Origin of the sequence: Flavobacterium taihuense, assembly GCF_019351435.1 — a bacterium.
GTDB lineage: Bacteria > Bacteroidota > Bacteroidia > Flavobacteriales > Flavobacteriaceae > Flavobacterium > Flavobacterium taihuense.
Genome location: NZ_JAHWYN010000011.1, coordinates 45,017 through 60,544, shown reverse-complemented (window position 1 = coordinate 60,544; position 15,528 = coordinate 45,017). Strand labels below are relative to the sequence as shown.

General features: G+C 33.5%; 20 protein-coding genes. 16 read left to right on the top strand and 4 right to left on the bottom strand.

What is annotated here, in order from left to right:
• The first annotated feature begins 98 nt into the window (after nucleotides 1–98).
• From prmA to KZH69_RS13070, 4 genes are all read left to right on the top strand, one after another.
• Complete coding sequence (gene prmA, locus KZH69_RS13085) at nucleotides 99–932, top strand: 50S ribosomal protein L11 methyltransferase (protein WP_219317922.1); 834 nt, start codon at nucleotides 99–101, stop codon at nucleotides 930–932.
• Nucleotides 933–976: 44 nt separating this feature from the next.
• Entirely contained in the window at nucleotides 977–1,252 is a 276-nt protein-coding gene (locus KZH69_RS13080; protein ID WP_219317921.1) for an ATP-dependent Clp protease adaptor ClpS, read from the top strand.
• 252 nt (nucleotides 1,253–1,504) lie between these two features.
• Nucleotides 1,505–2,776 carry a sterol desaturase family protein gene (locus KZH69_RS13075; protein WP_219317920.1) on the top strand — a complete coding sequence of 424 codons (1,272 nt, stop codon included), beginning with the start codon at nucleotides 1,505–1,507 and terminating at the stop codon, nucleotides 2,774–2,776.
• A 9-nt stretch (nucleotides 2,777–2,785) separates the two neighbouring features.
• The gene (locus KZH69_RS13070; RefSeq protein ID WP_219317919.1) at nucleotides 2,786–3,457 is read left to right on the top strand and encodes a lysoplasmalogenase; all 672 of its coding nucleotides are present in this window, start codon (nucleotides 2,786–2,788) and stop codon (nucleotides 3,455–3,457) included.
• A 208-nt stretch (nucleotides 3,458–3,665) separates the two neighbouring features.
• On the opposite strand, the gene KZH69_RS13065 is transcribed toward KZH69_RS13070, so the two are convergent.
• Together KZH69_RS13065 and KZH69_RS13060 are read right to left on the bottom strand one after the other, a co-directional pair.
• The gene (locus KZH69_RS13065) at nucleotides 3,666–4,079 is read right to left on the bottom strand and encodes a DUF6691 family protein (protein ID WP_219317918.1); all 414 of its coding nucleotides are present in this window, start codon (nucleotides 4,077–4,079) and stop codon (nucleotides 3,666–3,668) included.
• A 3-nt stretch (nucleotides 4,080–4,082) separates the two neighbouring features.
• Complete coding sequence (locus tag KZH69_RS13060) at nucleotides 4,083–4,640, bottom strand: YeeE/YedE family protein (RefSeq protein WP_219317917.1); 558 nt, start codon at nucleotides 4,638–4,640, stop codon at nucleotides 4,083–4,085.
• A 167-nt stretch (nucleotides 4,641–4,807) separates the two neighbouring features.
• Between KZH69_RS13060 and KZH69_RS13055 the strand changes: the two genes are divergently transcribed.
• The 3 genes from KZH69_RS13055 (at nucleotide 4,808) to KZH69_RS13045 (ending at nucleotide 7,139) form a co-directional block, all read left to right on the top strand.
• Nucleotides 4,808–5,260 (top strand): 2-dehydro-3-deoxyphosphooctonate aldolase, encoded by a 453-nt coding sequence (locus KZH69_RS13055; RefSeq protein WP_219317916.1) that lies wholly within the window; start codon nucleotides 4,808–4,810, stop codon nucleotides 5,258–5,260.
• A 183-nt stretch (nucleotides 5,261–5,443) separates the two neighbouring features.
• Nucleotides 5,444–6,262, top strand: coding sequence for a 3-deoxy-8-phosphooctulonate synthase (gene kdsA, locus KZH69_RS13050; RefSeq protein ID WP_219317915.1), 819 nt, complete (start codon nucleotides 5,444–5,446; stop codon nucleotides 6,260–6,262).
• A gap of 16 nt (nucleotides 6,263–6,278) precedes the next feature.
• On the top strand, nucleotides 6,279–7,139 hold the full coding sequence (locus KZH69_RS13045; protein WP_219317914.1) for a hypothetical protein: 861 nt from the start codon (nucleotides 6,279–6,281) through the stop codon (nucleotides 7,137–7,139).
• Between the two features lie 43 nt (nucleotides 7,140–7,182).
• Here the strand turns inward: KZH69_RS13045 and KZH69_RS13040 are convergent, their stop codons facing one another.
• Entirely contained in the window at nucleotides 7,183–7,533 is a 351-nt protein-coding gene (locus KZH69_RS13040; protein ID WP_219317913.1) for a DUF1801 domain-containing protein, read from the bottom strand.
• A gap of 74 nt (nucleotides 7,534–7,607) precedes the next feature.
• On the opposite strand from KZH69_RS13040, the gene KZH69_RS13035 reads away from it, so the two are divergent.
• From KZH69_RS13035 to KZH69_RS13000, 8 genes are all read left to right on the top strand, one after another.
• A complete protein-coding gene (locus KZH69_RS13035; protein WP_219317912.1) occupies nucleotides 7,608–8,240 on the top strand; it encodes a hypothetical protein in 633 nt (210 codons plus the stop codon).
• Between the two features lie 28 nt (nucleotides 8,241–8,268).
• Nucleotides 8,269–8,940, top strand: a complete 672-nt coding sequence (locus KZH69_RS13030; RefSeq protein ID WP_219317911.1) for a YiiX family permuted papain-like enzyme — start codon at nucleotides 8,269–8,271, stop codon at nucleotides 8,938–8,940.
• 3 nt (nucleotides 8,941–8,943) lie between these two features.
• Nucleotides 8,944–9,240 carry a winged helix-turn-helix domain-containing protein gene (locus KZH69_RS13025; protein WP_219317910.1) on the top strand — a complete coding sequence of 99 codons (297 nt, stop codon included), beginning with the start codon at nucleotides 8,944–8,946 and terminating at the stop codon, nucleotides 9,238–9,240.
• An 84-nt stretch (nucleotides 9,241–9,324) separates the two neighbouring features.
• Nucleotides 9,325–9,984, top strand: coding sequence for a DUF1361 domain-containing protein (locus KZH69_RS20700; protein WP_219317909.1), 660 nt, complete (start codon nucleotides 9,325–9,327; stop codon nucleotides 9,982–9,984).
• Nucleotides 9,985–9,987: 3 nt separating this feature from the next.
• Nucleotides 9,988–10,308: a hypothetical protein gene (locus tag KZH69_RS13015; RefSeq protein ID WP_219317908.1), complete on the top strand. Its 321-nt coding sequence runs from the start codon at nucleotides 9,988–9,990 to the stop codon at nucleotides 10,306–10,308.
• A gap of 25 nt (nucleotides 10,309–10,333) precedes the next feature.
• The gene (gene creD, locus KZH69_RS13010; RefSeq protein ID WP_219317907.1) at nucleotides 10,334–11,686 is read left to right on the top strand and encodes a cell envelope integrity protein CreD; all 1,353 of its coding nucleotides are present in this window, start codon (nucleotides 10,334–10,336) and stop codon (nucleotides 11,684–11,686) included.
• A 949-nt stretch (nucleotides 11,687–12,635) separates the two neighbouring features.
• Nucleotides 12,636–12,821 (top strand): hypothetical protein, encoded by a 186-nt coding sequence (locus KZH69_RS13005; RefSeq protein WP_219317906.1) that lies wholly within the window; start codon nucleotides 12,636–12,638, stop codon nucleotides 12,819–12,821.
• Entirely contained in the window at nucleotides 12,814–13,362 is a 549-nt protein-coding gene (locus KZH69_RS13000; RefSeq protein ID WP_219317905.1) for a DUF8465 domain-containing protein, read from the top strand. The genes KZH69_RS13005 and KZH69_RS13000 overlap by 8 nt, the downstream gene beginning before the upstream one ends.
• 70 nt (nucleotides 13,363–13,432) lie before the next feature.
• Here KZH69_RS13000 and KZH69_RS12995 read toward each other — a convergent pair whose 3' ends face one another.
• The gene (locus KZH69_RS12995) at nucleotides 13,433–14,383 is read right to left on the bottom strand and encodes a hypothetical protein (protein WP_219317904.1); all 951 of its coding nucleotides are present in this window, start codon (nucleotides 14,381–14,383) and stop codon (nucleotides 13,433–13,435) included.
• Nucleotides 14,384–14,535: 152 nt separating this feature from the next.
• On the opposite strand from KZH69_RS12995, the gene KZH69_RS12990 reads away from it, so the two are divergent.
• Nucleotides 14,536–15,528, top strand: a complete 993-nt coding sequence (locus KZH69_RS12990) for an EamA family transporter (protein ID WP_369410664.1) — start codon at nucleotides 14,536–14,538, stop codon at nucleotides 15,526–15,528.

Here is a 15,528-nt window from a genome sequence, read left to right as displayed (position 1 = left end):
ACATTCGAAAAACCAAACTGAAAAACATTAGATCAAAATAATTTTAAATTTATAAAAAGGATTGCATCCTATTGTTACCTTTGCAAAAAAAATTAAACATGTCAAATATTTACATCGGATATCATTTTACCATTGAACCAAAAGAACTTGGATCAGAAATATTAATTGCAGAATTAGGAGAAAAAGCTTTTGAAAGCTTCACCGAAACCGAAACTGGAATTTCTGCTTTTGTTCAAAAAGACCTTTGGGACGAACTGATATTGGAAGACATTCAAATACTACAATCCGACGAGTTCAAAATTGATTATACTTTTGAAGAAATCGAACAAGTAAACTGGAATGAGGAATGGGAAAAGAATTTTGAACCCATCGATGTAGAAGGAAATTGTCACGTTCGCGCGCCATTTCACCCAAAAACGAATGCTGAATATGACATTGTAATCGAACCAAAAATGAGTTTTGGAACAGGACATCATGAAACGACTCACATGATGATTCAACATTTATTGGAAATTGATGTTAAAGGCTTGAAAACTTTAGACATGGGTTGTGGTACAGCCATTCTAGCTATCCTTGCCGAAATGAAAGGAGCTCAGCCTATAGATGCCATTGATATTGACAACTGGTGTTATTTGAACTCTATTGAAAATGCCGAACGCAATAATTGCAAACACATTACCGTTTACGAAGGTGATGCTGCATTATTAAAAGAAAAAAAATACGATTTGATCATAGCCAATATCAACAGAAACATATTATTAAACGATATGCAAAGTTATGTAGACAGTTTAAACGCTGGTGGAACCATATTATTTAGCGGTTTCTATGAAGAAGACATTCCTTATATTGATTCATCTTGCACCGAAAAAGGATTAACGTTTGTTAAAAAGTTTCAAAGAAACAACTGGGTATCATTAAAATACGTAAATTAGTATCTACTTTTTTATAAATCAACAAAGTACAAAAACCTAAAAGCATGAGTACAATAGAGAAAGTAAAAGAAAGAACCCGAGAATCGGAAGTAACTACAATAAATAATGAAATAATAGTATATAACGATGACGTAAACACTTTTGACCATGTCATTGATACTTTAGTTCGCGTTTGTGGCCACACTCCCATTCAAGCTGAACAATGTTCCTTGATTGTACATTTCAAAGGTAAATGCACCGTAAAAACAGGTGAATACGATAAATTAAAAGTACAATGCACTAGATTACTTGAAGCAGGCTTAACTGCCGAGATAATTTAAGTTACAATACCATTTCCAAAAATGAGTTTTTCGCAGAACCTATTTGAGTAAGTACAATCTCAAATAGGTTTTTTTTTGTACTTCCTCTTTTCCTAGAATAAAAAACAATTTTTGAAATACAAAGCTATTTTCAATATTTTCAATACTTCAAAAACCCTCCATTGTTAAATACGCAAAGCAACCTTTAAATAAATAACAAAAACCATAAATTTACCAACAATTATTTTATATTTGAAAAAAAATAACCCTCAAATGGAAGAATACGGTAAAATATTAGTTTTTGTGATGCCTATCTTTTTAATCTTAATTATAATCGAAAAAATATACGGTCATTACAAAGGAGAAGATACAGCTCCAACTATGGATTCAGTTTCGAGTATAAGTTCAGGAATGGTCAATTCTGTCAAAGATGTTCTTGGACTTAGCATTACATTAATATCCTATGAATGGTTTGAAAGCAAATTTGCCATAATGCATTTAGAAGCTAATGTTTGGGCCTACCTTATTGGATTTATAGTGATTGATTTTTACGGCTATTGGAGTCATCGCTTGTCTCATCAAATTAATTTTTTATGGAACAAGCACGCCATTCATCACAGTAGCGAAGAGTTTAATCTGGCTTGCGCTTTGCGTCAAACAGTTTCGAGCTTTGTTAATCTATTTACTTTTTTATTGATTCCGGCGGCTTTATTAGGTGTTCCTCCAAAGGTAATTACCATCATACTTCCTATTCATTTATTTTTACAATTTTGGTACCATACCAAACACATCAAAAAAATGGGTTTTCTGGAACATATACTCGTTACTCCATCACACCATCGCGTACATCATGCCATCAACCCTATTTATATGGATAAAAATCACTCTCAAATATTCATTATTTGGGATAAACTTTTTGGAACGTTCCAAGAAGAATTAGATTCAGTTCCCCCTGTATTTGGCATTACGAGACCCGCACAAACTTGGAATCCTTTCCGCATTAATTTCCAGCACTTGTGGTTATTGATTACCGATGCTTGGCGTTCCGAAAAATGGAAAGACAAACTCACCATTTGGTTCAAACCCACAGGTTGGAGGCCAGAACATTTCGAAGAGAAATACCCAGTAAACAAAATCACCGATGTCTATACTTATGAAAAATATGGAACACAACATTCCGATAAATTAATGTATTGGTCATTATTTCAGGCCATGTTTACTTTATTACTGATTACCTACATGTACAATTCGATTGCAATTATTGGTTTGCCAAACGTATTCATCTATGGTGCTTTTATATTCTTAACCGTTTATAGCTACACCGAATTAATGGATTCCCGAAAAATTTCGTTACTATGGGAAGTAATTCGATTTTTTATAGGAATAGCAATCATTGCCTACCTTGGTGATTGGTTTGGCATGAATACACTTTTCCCTTTTGCCTCCTACATCATAATTGGGTATCTTGTTTTATCACTATTGGTCACGTTTTATTTTGTAAACAGCAATTTTGACGCAGAAAAATCAATTGTGGCAACTTCTTAAAAAAAATCTATGCAATCATCTTTACTTTTCAAAACCTATATTGGTTTCACTATTATTTATCTCGGTATTCTATTCCTCAATATTGAAGGATTCGACTTTTATATGAAACCTGTTCTACTTCCTATTTTACTGGGTGCAGTTGTAATCTCTGAAAATTTTCCATCCCAAAAAATACTTTTAACGGCATTGACTTTTTCCTGGATTGGCGATATTATTTTACTTTTTTCTGATAAAGGCGAACTCTATTTCATCTTCGGGCTAGTAGCTTTTCTTATATCCCATTTGGTCTATATTGTCCTTTTTAGCAAACAACAAAACACTAGAATCAACGATAACAAAGCAGTATTTTTGATTGGTATTCTAGCCATCCTTGCCTATTTCGTTTTTATGATAGACACTTTATTCCCTAAACTGGGACCATTAAAAATTCCAGTTTTGGTCTATGCGGTCGTGATTACCACCATGCTTTACTTTGCTTTCAAAGGAAGCTTAAAATGGGCGATTCCTGCAAACAATTACATCCTTATCGGTGCGATTGTATTCGTTAGTTCGGATAGTATTTTGGCTTTCAACAAGTTTTATGCGCCAATTGCACACGCTTCATTTTACATTATGGCAACCTATTGTATGGCGCAATATTTAATAGTTGCCGGGATTTTAAAGCTGAATTCTAAAATATAAAAAACATTTAGGACGTGCCCCCATTGAGCAAAGTGGCTAATTTATAGAACCGCTTATACAGCCCCTTTGCTCAATGCTGTCGGGCTATCCATGCTACTTTGGTAGCTTATTCCTATCCCTCACGCTCACCAAAAAACAAGATATTCATTCAAAAAAAAGAGCATTTCCTGATTAGGAAAACGCTCTTTTTTACTAAGAGTTTTATTGATTAATGTGGCAACTTACTTTTTAAAGCACCATAAATAACAGTCCCAATAAGTGCACCAATAAGCACAATAATTACAGGCATAAATCCAGCCCCTATCAATATAAAAATTGGTCCAGGACAAGAACCTACCAGAGCCCAACCCAATCCAAAAGAAATTCCTCCAATCCAATATCTAGCATTGTCTTTTGGTTTTTCCTGAATTTCAATTGGCAAACCATCAATATCCTTGATATTATATCTTTTTATAATCTGAATACCAATAACTCCTGTCGCAACAGCAACGCCAATTATTCCATACATATGAAACGATTGAAATTGGAACATTTCATAAATACGGTACCAAGAAACCGCTTCGGATTTGGTAAGAACGATTCCAAAAAGAAATCCTACAAAAAAATATTTTAATACATTCATGATCTAAAAAAGTAAGGGTAATAAAAAGTGTGCCATAATCAGTCCACCAATAAAGAAGCCAATGACTGCTTTCAATGAAGGTAACTGCAAATTACTCAAACCTGAAATCGCATGTCCTGATGTACATCCTCCAGCATAACGTGTTCCAAAACCGATCAAAACACCACCAACAAGGAGTATCAAAATACTTTTGGGTGATTGCCAAACTTGTTCTCCAAATAAAGCTTGTGGCATTAATTTACCATTGGGAGCATCGATTCCCATTTGGGCAAGTTGAGCTATCGTTTTGGGATTAATGTCAACATTAGAAGGATCGCTCATAAAATGTACAGCTACAAAACCGCCAGCCATCGCACCCAAAACTACTAGCAAATTCCAACGATTCGCTTTCCAGTCAAAATCAAAATACTCAATACGTTTTCCTAATCCAGTCATAGAACATAAAGACTGAAGATTAGTTGACATACCAAAATTCTTCCCGAAATAAATCAGTGAAAGCATCACCATCCCGATTAAAAAGCCCGAAACATACCAAGGCCATGTTTGAAAAATCACACTCATATAAATTTGTTTTGATTACAAATATAAAAGGATTTTGGTTATTTCGTCAAATCTCCTCTTATTTGACAAAAATTCACAAGGATTCCTGCTAGATTTTGATAATCGAGTAAAGTTCTTTTTATATTTGTGGTAAGAAATGCATCACTTTAAAAACTTAAACGCTCAAAATGAAAAAAATAGCCTTTTTTATAACACTCATACTATTAATAACTTCATGCGGAAGTATTAAATCCTCTCTGAAAAACATAGACAACAATGCTCCTGTACCAGTTGTGGGTAAAAATAATGCGTTTATAATTACACAATACAGCAAAGACAAAAAATACGGTTACGATAAAGATTACCCAATCAATATTTACTATAGAGGCACCAAAAATGACACTATCAACCAAAAATATTTTCTGGACGCTTTGGCAGGGCCAAAAGGAGAAAAAATCACGTATACTAAATTAGAAAACTGTTGCCCGTTCCCAACCAAAACTAGCGATATGGGAGCTGGATTTCTTGATGTCTACGAATTGAATTGGGAAGGTTTAAAAAAGCCAATCATCTTGTATTTGAACATCTATGAAAGAGGTCAATTGATGGTTCCGGTAGGTCTTAGTTTGAAAAAAATATAATTAAAACCGCTACTGCCCTAGCCCTGATAGCAGTGAAAATCCCACGCTTTTGGGCGTGGATTGCAACGAATAGCAGGAAATAGCTCCAAATTACAGCTATTCTCCTTCTAAAAATAATTACTAAATCTAATTCGGAAATCGCAAATTCAAACTACCTTTGCACTTTCAAAAAAAAAACACAATATGAACATACATAATATTCCACAAATCAAACATACTGAGAGCGGTAACTTCTTTTTACTAGCTGGTCCATGTGCCATTGAAGGAGAAGAAATGGCAATGCGAATTGCTGAAAAGCTAGTTGGCATCTCTGATAAATTACAAATTCCTTTTGTATTCAAGGGGTCTTTTAAAAAGGCAAATCGTTCTAGAATAGACAGTTTCTCTGGAATTGGAGATGAAAAAGCGCTAAAAATATTGGAAAAAGTTTCTAAAACTTTTGGTGTACCAACTGTTACGGATATTCATACGAATGAAGATGCTGCAATGGCCGCTGAATACGTGGATGTATTGCAAATTCCGGCTTTCCTAGTTCGTCAAACGGATTTAGTTGTTGCTGCTGCCAATACGGGAAAAATAGTCAACTTGAAAAAAGGACAATTCATGAGTCCGGAAAGTATGAAACATGCGGTTCAAAAAGTATTGGACTGTAATAATCAGAACGTGATGGTGACCGATCGTGGCACCATGTTTGGTTACCAAGATATGATTGTGGATTACCGAGGTATTCCTACCATGCAACAATACGCTACTACTGTTCTGGATGTTACCCATTCCTTACAACAACCCAACCAAACTGCGGGTGTAACTGGTGGAAGACCTGACATGATTGAAACTGTTGCCAAAGCAGGAATTGCTGTAGGTGTAGACGGTATTTTTATAGAAACTCATTTTGACCCAGCAAATGCCAAAAGTGACGGAGCTAATATGTTACACTTGGATTACTTTGAGCCTTTAATGAACAAATTGGTTGCTATTAGAAAAACCATAAATCAATTCTAAATTTAAATTAAACACATTGAAAACAAATTTTTTATACGCCTCATTTCTAGTTCTTTTTTTATCTATTAATACTTTTGCCCAAGGAGATGTTCCGACTGCTGAATTATATACTGCACACAACAAAGGGAAGTTCTTTGCGCATTGGGGAGGAAACAGGAGCTATTACACTACTTCTGATATACATTTTGAAGGAGAAGGATACAATTTTACAGTCGAAAATGCACAATCTCATGATTTACCTAAAGGTTGGAATATTGATTATGTGAAACCTGGAAGCTTAACTTCATCACAGACCAATTGGAAAGTTGGGTATTTTGTCCACGACAAGTTTAATGTTTCTATTGGAATTGATCATATGAAATATGTGATGACTCAAAATCAAACAGCAATGATTAATGGAACTATTACTTTGCCTTTGACTGAAGCTGGTTCTCAATTTAACGGGACGTACAATAACAAACCAATAGATTTAACTGACGGTAAATTTTTAAAATTTGAACATACAAATGGATTAAATTATGTCTTTACCGAAGCAGCTTATTACACTGATATATCTTCTATTTTTGGCATTACAAATACCGATATATTTCAACTAAATTTCACAGAAGGAGTAGGAATGGGTATATTGGTTCCGAGAACAGATGCTACAGTTTTGCAAAAACCAAGACATGATGAATTTCATATTTCAGGATATGGCTTTTCTGCTGATGCCGGCTTAAATTTTACTTTCTTCAAACATTTTTACATGCTAACCGAGTTAAAAGGTGGTTATATCAACATGACTGATGTAAGAACTACTTATACTGGTGATCATGCTCAACACCATTTTTGGTATGGAGAAACTATAATTTCTTTTGGAGGAATCTTTAGACTATAATTCTTTTAATATATGAAATCAAAATCTCCTCCGGGAGATTTTTTTATTTGTACAAAGTTGCTGCTTCCCTAATTATATTTTCCAAAATAGCATTATCAATATCCTCTAAATTATAATACCGAAGCGACTTTACTGTATTCCTCTTTTCCCCGATAAGATAGTCTTGGTTTCCAACCAATTGAAATCCTCTAGCAAAACCAGCATCTACAAATCCCCTTTTATGATTGGGAGCAAAATAACAGAAAGGGGTTTTCTTATAATAGAAATAAGGTATTCCCCATTTGAAAAGTAACTCCAATTCAGGGATTTTCCGCTCAAACACACTTATTAGATGCAGGATAATTGACCTGAACTTTTCGGGTTGGCGGTAGATATATTCATCCGTAATTTTCATCTAATAAAAATAATAAAAAAGTATTGTTTTTCTTGAATTTTATTATTTACTTTGTAATTCAAAGTACTTTATGCATGGAAGATAAATATTTACAAGACATTAGTGACATCAAGAACATGATGAACAGATCATCGCAGTTTATTTCTTTGAGTGGTTTAGCTGGAATAATGGCTGGCATATATGCTTTGATAGGCGCCTATATAGGCCATGAATTGATTCGAAACAACTACGATACTACGAACTATAACAATATTATCACGCTGGAAAGTACGACTTTCAAACTGATTGTTTTGACTGCTTTTGTTGTATTACTTTTATCGATAACTACGGCTTCATTACTTACCTTTAACAAAGCTAAAAGAGAAGGAGAAACCATATGGAATTCCACTTCCAAAAGACTGATAATCAATTTCATGATTCCACTAGTCACAGGAGGAATTTTTGGACTGTTATTATTAAGAAACGGAAATTACGGTTTAATAGCACCTGTAACTTTGATTTTTTATGGATTATCTTGTGTAAATGCGAGTAAATACACTTTTAGAGATGTTCGCTATCTGGGTATCACTATTATAATCTTGGGCCTTATTTCTACTGAATTATCTGGATATGCACTGGAATTTTGGGCTTTAGGTTTTGGAATTTGCCATATCATTTACGGAAGCATGATGTATTTTAAATATGACCGAAAATTGATTTTTAGATAAAAAGAATACAATCCAAAAAGAACGAAGCATGAAAAAAACAAAATATATTTTTGCTATAATAACCTTTTTGATGAGTTTTGGATGTGCTTTATTCATCGCAAATTCCATGTTTGGGAATATTATTTTTGGTACTCGAGCGGTAAGTATTTTAGACAAAATACAAGAGAGCGATATGATTTTTCAAACTTCCCAATCCAGACAAAGTGAAGCGATTCGAATAGCAACAAATTCCAAGTTTTCGCATTGCGGTATTGTATTTATTGAGAAAGGCAAAAAATATGTTTTTGAAGCCGTGCAACCTGTAAAATACACCCCAATTGAAGCTTGGATCAATCGAGGAAAAGAGGGTCATTTTGTGGTTACCCGAATAAAAAATGCTTCTTTGCTTTTGAATCCGCAAAAGGTACAAAAGATGAAGGACTATGCTAATCTGTTGCAGAATAAAGACTATGATCATTATTTTGAATGGTCTGATGATAAAATATATTGCTCCGAATTGGTTTGGAAAATATACAAAAATGGAGCTGGAATCGAATTGTGTCCGCTCCAGAAGCTGAAAAATTTTAATCTAAAAGATCCGAAAGTTCAAGTCTTATTAACCGAACGATATGGGAATACAATTCCACTTAATGAGAGCGTTATAGCTCCATCAAACCTGAAACATTCTAACATAGTAACTACAATTATAGATACCTACTAAGATTTGAAAAACATTATTCAAAATATAAATAAAGCTTTTGACCACCGTATACGACTTGGAATCATGTCGGTTTTGATGGTCAATGAATCGACAGATTTTAGTACTTTGAAAGAATTACTTGGCGTTACTGATGGCAATCTCGCCAGTCATACCAAAGCTTTAGAGCAAGAGAATTATATTGCTATTGAAAAACAATTTATAGGCAAAAAACCAAATACAAGCTACAGAGCAACCAAAGAAGGCCGCAAAGCATTCCAAAACCATATTGAAGCACTCGAAAAATTAATACAAAAACGATAAGCTATTTTTTTAATTATTTACTTTGAATTTCAAAGTACTTTTAGTCGATGATTAAACATCTCATTAAATATAAAACTTTAAATTATGCAACTCCTCTTCAAATTATTCAACAGCAACCGCAAGATTAACAGTGTCTTGCTTCTCTTTACGATCTACTGTTTCAGCTTGTTAATTATACGAGTAAAACTAACCCATTCCATTTACCTCTTTTTCTTGGTTTGGAACCTATTTTTGGCATTCATTCCCTATTTTTTCATTAGTTATTTGAAATCTCAAAGTTCTTTACAAAGAAGTAAGTTTAGGACCTTTTTGCTTCTTTTTGCCTGGCTTCTATTTTTGCCCAATTCATTTTACATCTTAACCGATTTGATTCATTTATCCCAATCAAGCAATCATTTAATTTGGTTTGATTTGGTAGTCTTTAGTTCGTATGCGTTAATTGGATTTGCAGTTGGTATGATTTCATTGTTAGAGTTTGAAAAGATTATAAAAAATTACACTTCATCCCTTATTACTCACCTAATGATGCCAATAATTTGTTTTTTATGTGGCATCGGAATTTATCTCGGCAGAATTCTGCGATACAACAGTTGGGATATTCTAAGTAATCCCATAAAATTGATTAGTGATACTCTAACTTCTTTATTGTCGGTACATGCGCTATTGTTTTCCTTCTATTTTGGAGCTTATATCTATTTATTTTATTCCTTGAAAAAAATCTATTCAACCATAAATTCTAATTAAATCATGCAAACAAACCTCTCCCAAGAAGAACCTTTTGAAGGCAGAACTTCTACAGAACTTGCCGTTGGCTGTTTTACCATTGGTACACTCTTTTTAATTCTTTTTCTAACCCTGCAGGACACTTCTTTTGTTTTTATCATCGGATGTATCTTTATTATTATGGCCTTGCCGCTGAATGCAATAATGTTCACTCACTTGTTGCACCATTTTTATATTTTACCCCAACAGCGAAAATACATTGGACTCAAAATTGCAATTCTCATCAGCAACATTCCTATTGCATTCCTGTATTTCAGCATTCTAAAAACACTTCAACTCCTTTAATTTTTAACTACAAAAAACAAAGAACATGGAAACACCAGAAAACCAAAACACAACTTCTTTTTTTCAATCCAATACTGCCAAAATGATTATGGTAGGAATGCTAACCCTCCTATTACTTATTCCGTTGGAATTTGTCAAAAGTTTGATATTTGAACGTTCAACACGTCAGGAAGAAGTCATTTCTGAAATCAATGACAAATGGGGCGAAAGTATCTATTTTTATGGACCAATTCTAAAAGTGCCTTACATCACTTTTGACGAAACGTTGTCCATCAACCAAAAAACCAACGAAACAGTAAAACAACGAAAAGCGATTACCAAATACGCCTATTTATTTCCGGAAGAATTGAAAGCCAAATCCAATGTAACAACCAAAGTGCTTAATCGAAACAATTATGAATCGGTAGTATATAGTTCTAAAATGAATTTTGAAGGTCATTATATCCAGCCTGATTTCAGTAACAAAAACATCCCAACCGAAAATATTCAATGGAACAAAGCCACTATTTTGATAAAAACCACCAATCTAAAAAGTATTAAAGACGAGGTCAAAATCAATCTTGGGGGTAACAAATTCACATTTGAACCCGTTTTTAGCACCAACACAAACGATACCACCCAAGCATTGGAAACTGGTTTTATTGACTTGAAAACCATTTTAAAAACCGACAAAACAAACTTTGGTTTTGACATCACTTACAACGGAAGCAAACAAATAAAATTGGTTCCCATTGGTAAAACTACACAACTGAACATGCAATCCAACTGGAGTTCACCAAGTTTTACCGGTAATTTTCTTCCTGATGACAAGAGCAAAAAAATTGACCGTAACGGTTTCGTGGCCAATTGGAAAATTCTCCATATCAACAGAGCATTTTCGCAACAATTTTTTGAAACTTTACCTGATTTAAGTACTTATGCTTTTGGAGTCGATTTCGTGATTCCAGTAAACCAATACCAACAAAACGAAAGAGCCGCTAAATATGGCTTTCTCGTAATTGGCTTGACATTTTTAATTTTCTTCCTAATCCAATCGATCAGTAAAATCAGGATACATATTTTCCAGTATTCGATGATTGGGCTAGCGCTAATTTTATTTTACACCTTATTGATTTCCATTACTGAACACAGTAGTTTCATGAAAGCCTACTTAATAGCCGCCCTTGCTGTCATCACTTTGATATCGCTGTACTCCGTTTCGATATTAAAAGGAAACAAATTCCCAATGCTCATCGCCGCATCACTCACAGGTTTGTACACCTTCATCTATGTAATCATTCAGCTGGAAAATTATGCCTTATTAGTCGGAAGCATCGGTTTATTTGGCATACTAGCAGCCGTAATGTATTCCTCCAGAAAAATTGATTGGAATAAATGAAAATGACTATGAGTTATTTGTGCATCAACAATATTGTTTCTGAAAAAAAATATTTATAACAGTAAACAAATACTTTCTCTAAAAACATAAAAACCACAAAATAATAGTTTATTACTTTGTGGTTTTTATTAGTTTTGGAATTACTCCTTTTGCTGCGTGGCTCAGTTTAAAGGAATTCTACGATACGAGTTGTACTTTGCAAATTTGACAATAAATTAAATCTAATCAAATTTTCATTTAAAGTCATTCTATCCATGATTTTTTATCGCTCAGATTTTTGATTTAATTTATTTGCAAAAGAAATTAGTAATGCTAAAAGTAAAATACCAGCAACTATGCCGAGTTCTAGAATTAGATGCATTTTGATTTTAATTTATTTGTTAGACTTTATAATTTTATTTAGCAATTTGGGAAAATAAAAAGAAACGATATTTAAACTCGAAAACACTTTATATGCAAACAACTATATTTCAAAGTTAAAAAAAACAAGATTACTTCCTAATAATATCGACAAAATACATCGTTTATACTTAAATTATATTACTAATCTTACAAAAATTAGAAATTATTTATAAAAATTTAATTCATCTATTTTTTATTATTTTATCAGATAGAAAATGGTTAAGGAGTGTCTTCAGAGTTAATTTTAAACAAACTTCCTTATCGAAAACACTTTGCGTAACGGATTGCGGCGGTATCCTTTATTTTTTTCCTTTAAAAAATAAAGATAAAGCCAAAAGCCCGACCTTGTTGCAAAAAATAAGAGAGGGACGAACGCAGTTTTTTATAACAAGGATACGCCTATAGCAAGATTGCAGATTTTAGATAAAAGATTAAAGATTTTTGCAATTTTAAATTTTGAGTATTTAAGTTCTTCTATGATAACTCCGTTTATTTTCATCCCAATAAGTCAAAAAGTTTAGTATTTTTGGGAATTGAAAATGAAATGATGAAAAAATTTATAATCCTATTGATGGCTGTAGCCATTGGTATAGCGTTGTACGAGCAAGCAAGTGCCGAAAAAAATGTATACATAATGGTGATTGCCATTGTTGTCTTTATGATGGGAATGATGCGATTGAGCAGTAAGACGCCGAGTAAAAACGAAGATAAAAACGAAGAAGAAGATGTTTAAAAAAGGGGATAAAGTTTCTGTATTGGATGAAGCGGTGGACGGCATTGTCGTATCGGTAAAAGACAAAGTGGTCACTATTGAAACTGCCGATGGCTTTGTAATGAATTTTTCGACAAATGAACTCCTAAAAATAGGAGAATCTGCCAACTTGATGGAAGAAATAAAAGGTTTCAATATCAATGAAGTCGCAAAAGAAAAAGAGATTCCGAAACCACGAAGTTTTGTAAAAGAGAAGAAAGACAAGCACGAATTACCGGTTCCTGAGTTTGATTTGCACATCGAAAAACTGGTGCCCAATAAACGGGGAATGTCGAATTACGATATATTGACTTTACAATCGGAAACGGCAAAACGCCATATTGAATTTGCTATTCGCAATCGTATTCCGAAGATTGTTTTCATCCACGGTGTGGGCGAAGGCGTGTTGAAAGCCGAATTGGATTTTCTGTTTGGGCGTTATGACAATATCGTTTTTCAGGATGCCAATTACCAAAAATACGGTGCAGGTGCCACCGAAGTATATTTCAAGCAAAATAAATAAGTCCACTAACTCCATAAAAAAACGTCAATACTAAAATTTCAATATTGACGTTTTTCTTATTTGAAGTTATCTATGATTTGATCGTTTGTAACTCACCATATTTGTAACTGTTCCCCAATTGAAAATTATTAGTACCTTTTTCGAGTGTTACATTTTTAAGAATAATGGAGTGTACAAAACTATTTGGCCCATTTGTGGTAGTTGTTACCTCGATGACACCCCCTTCTTTCCCTAACCATGTTTGATTAACAGTAGGCAATAATGGATCTGTCGCCTGACAAAAATAAGCTGGTGGCACAACACCATTAAACAAACGGTACATTAGTTTGTTTTTAACAAGTCCTATCACTCCAGTTCTTGGCGAACCAACAGGAGTAACCTCATTCGCAATTAAAGCAGGATCAATATCCAGTGTAAAAGCTTCACTTTCACTAAAATCGTAAACTTGGCCACTAGTTGTACATATATTCAAAAGTTCGTTGAAACCAAAAGGCAATGGATTTACTGTTTTAACGTAATCTCCAAAAGAAAAAGTCTCATAAAACTGACTAGTACCATTCCCTTTATCGAAAGTAATGTTTTTGAAAACAATGTTGTTGTTATATCCCGTAATTCGGGTACTGTTATCGGTCTCGTTCAGTTTTTTAACGGCTGTTGTCGTAATTTGAATAACCCCCGAAGAGGCTTCCCATTGATTCTTTATATTGGGAGTTGCCGGAGGAATCAAATTACAAATATTTCCTGAAGCAACTTTACCATCATAAAAAGTATAAACCACCTGGTTTGTTGAACTAACATTTAATTTTATTGGTTTGTCCGCTTCAGTGGCATTGTCCGTAAAAGTTTCTTCCGGAATATTCAGAATCAAAGATTCGCTTTCTTTGAGTTTAAAAAGAAGATTATTGTCCGAACAGCTGCTTGTGGTAACATCGGTAAAATCAATGGTATCTACGATCAAATCTCCATCATCACAGCCCATAAAAGCAATCACACAAGTTAAAATTCCTAAAAATCGTTTCATTATTTTTTATTTTGAACAAAAATAGAATTTTTAATTTGTTTCTTAAACTTTACGAAACAAAAAGGTTCTTTTTAACACATATTACACGGAATATCACCGATAAATCTGAGTGAATTTATGCAATCTGTATCTCTTTTCAAAAAACCTACTCCATGAATAATTATTTTCTAAAATCCATTCGCTGCAGAAATCCTTATCTTTGCAACGAATTTAATTTTTCAATGAAAAAATACAAATACTACCTCGCCGCTTTTTGCGCTTTTTTTATCTGGGGCTTTTTTAGTCTTGCATTAAAACCCATATCGAGTTATCCTTCTTTGGATATTTTGTTTTATCGTGTATTTTTTAGTGTGTTAACCATGACTGCCATAAATCTCGTTTTTAGAAGAAAGAGTATTCGCAAAAACTGGAATGATTTTACTGAAATGCCTTCAAAAAGAAAAAGAAATATTATTGTATTGACCTTAGTTGGGGCAATGATTTTAGCTTCCAACTGGTTTATTTTTATTTATGTTGTCAATCATGTGAGTGTCAAGGCGGGTTCTCTCGCATACTTGATTTGCCCCATTTTGACAACTGTTTTCGCCTTCTTTTTGCTGCACGAAAAATTAAGTAAATGGCAATGGTTAGCGGTTTCCATAAGTGTTATAAGCTGTACCTTATTGTCAATCAATCATTTTCAAGACATTTTTTACAGTTTGGCTGTTGCTGCAACTTATGCTTTGTACTTGGTCAGTCAGCGCAAGAATAGTGAGATTGATAAATTTCTGGTTTTGAACATTCAATTGCTTTTTGTTGCTTTACTCATTTTGCCATTTTATCCAAGATACAGTGGCGTTATCCCAACAGAACCCTTATTTTATACTTGCTTATTATGCATCGTCGTATTTTTTACGATTATCCCCCTTTTTCTAAATTTGTATGCTTTAAAAGGAATCAACTCATCAACTGTGGGTATCTTGATGTACATCAATCCCATCATCAATTTTTGCCTGGCTATTTTTTACTTTAAAGAGCAAGTTACTTTGCTTCAAATGGTTTCTTATTCCTTAATTTTGGTCTCCATTATTGTTTTTAACAAGAAAATAATTTTTGGCAAAAAACACAAATCCCAAACAATTGTTGAGGATTCAAAATCTAAATAA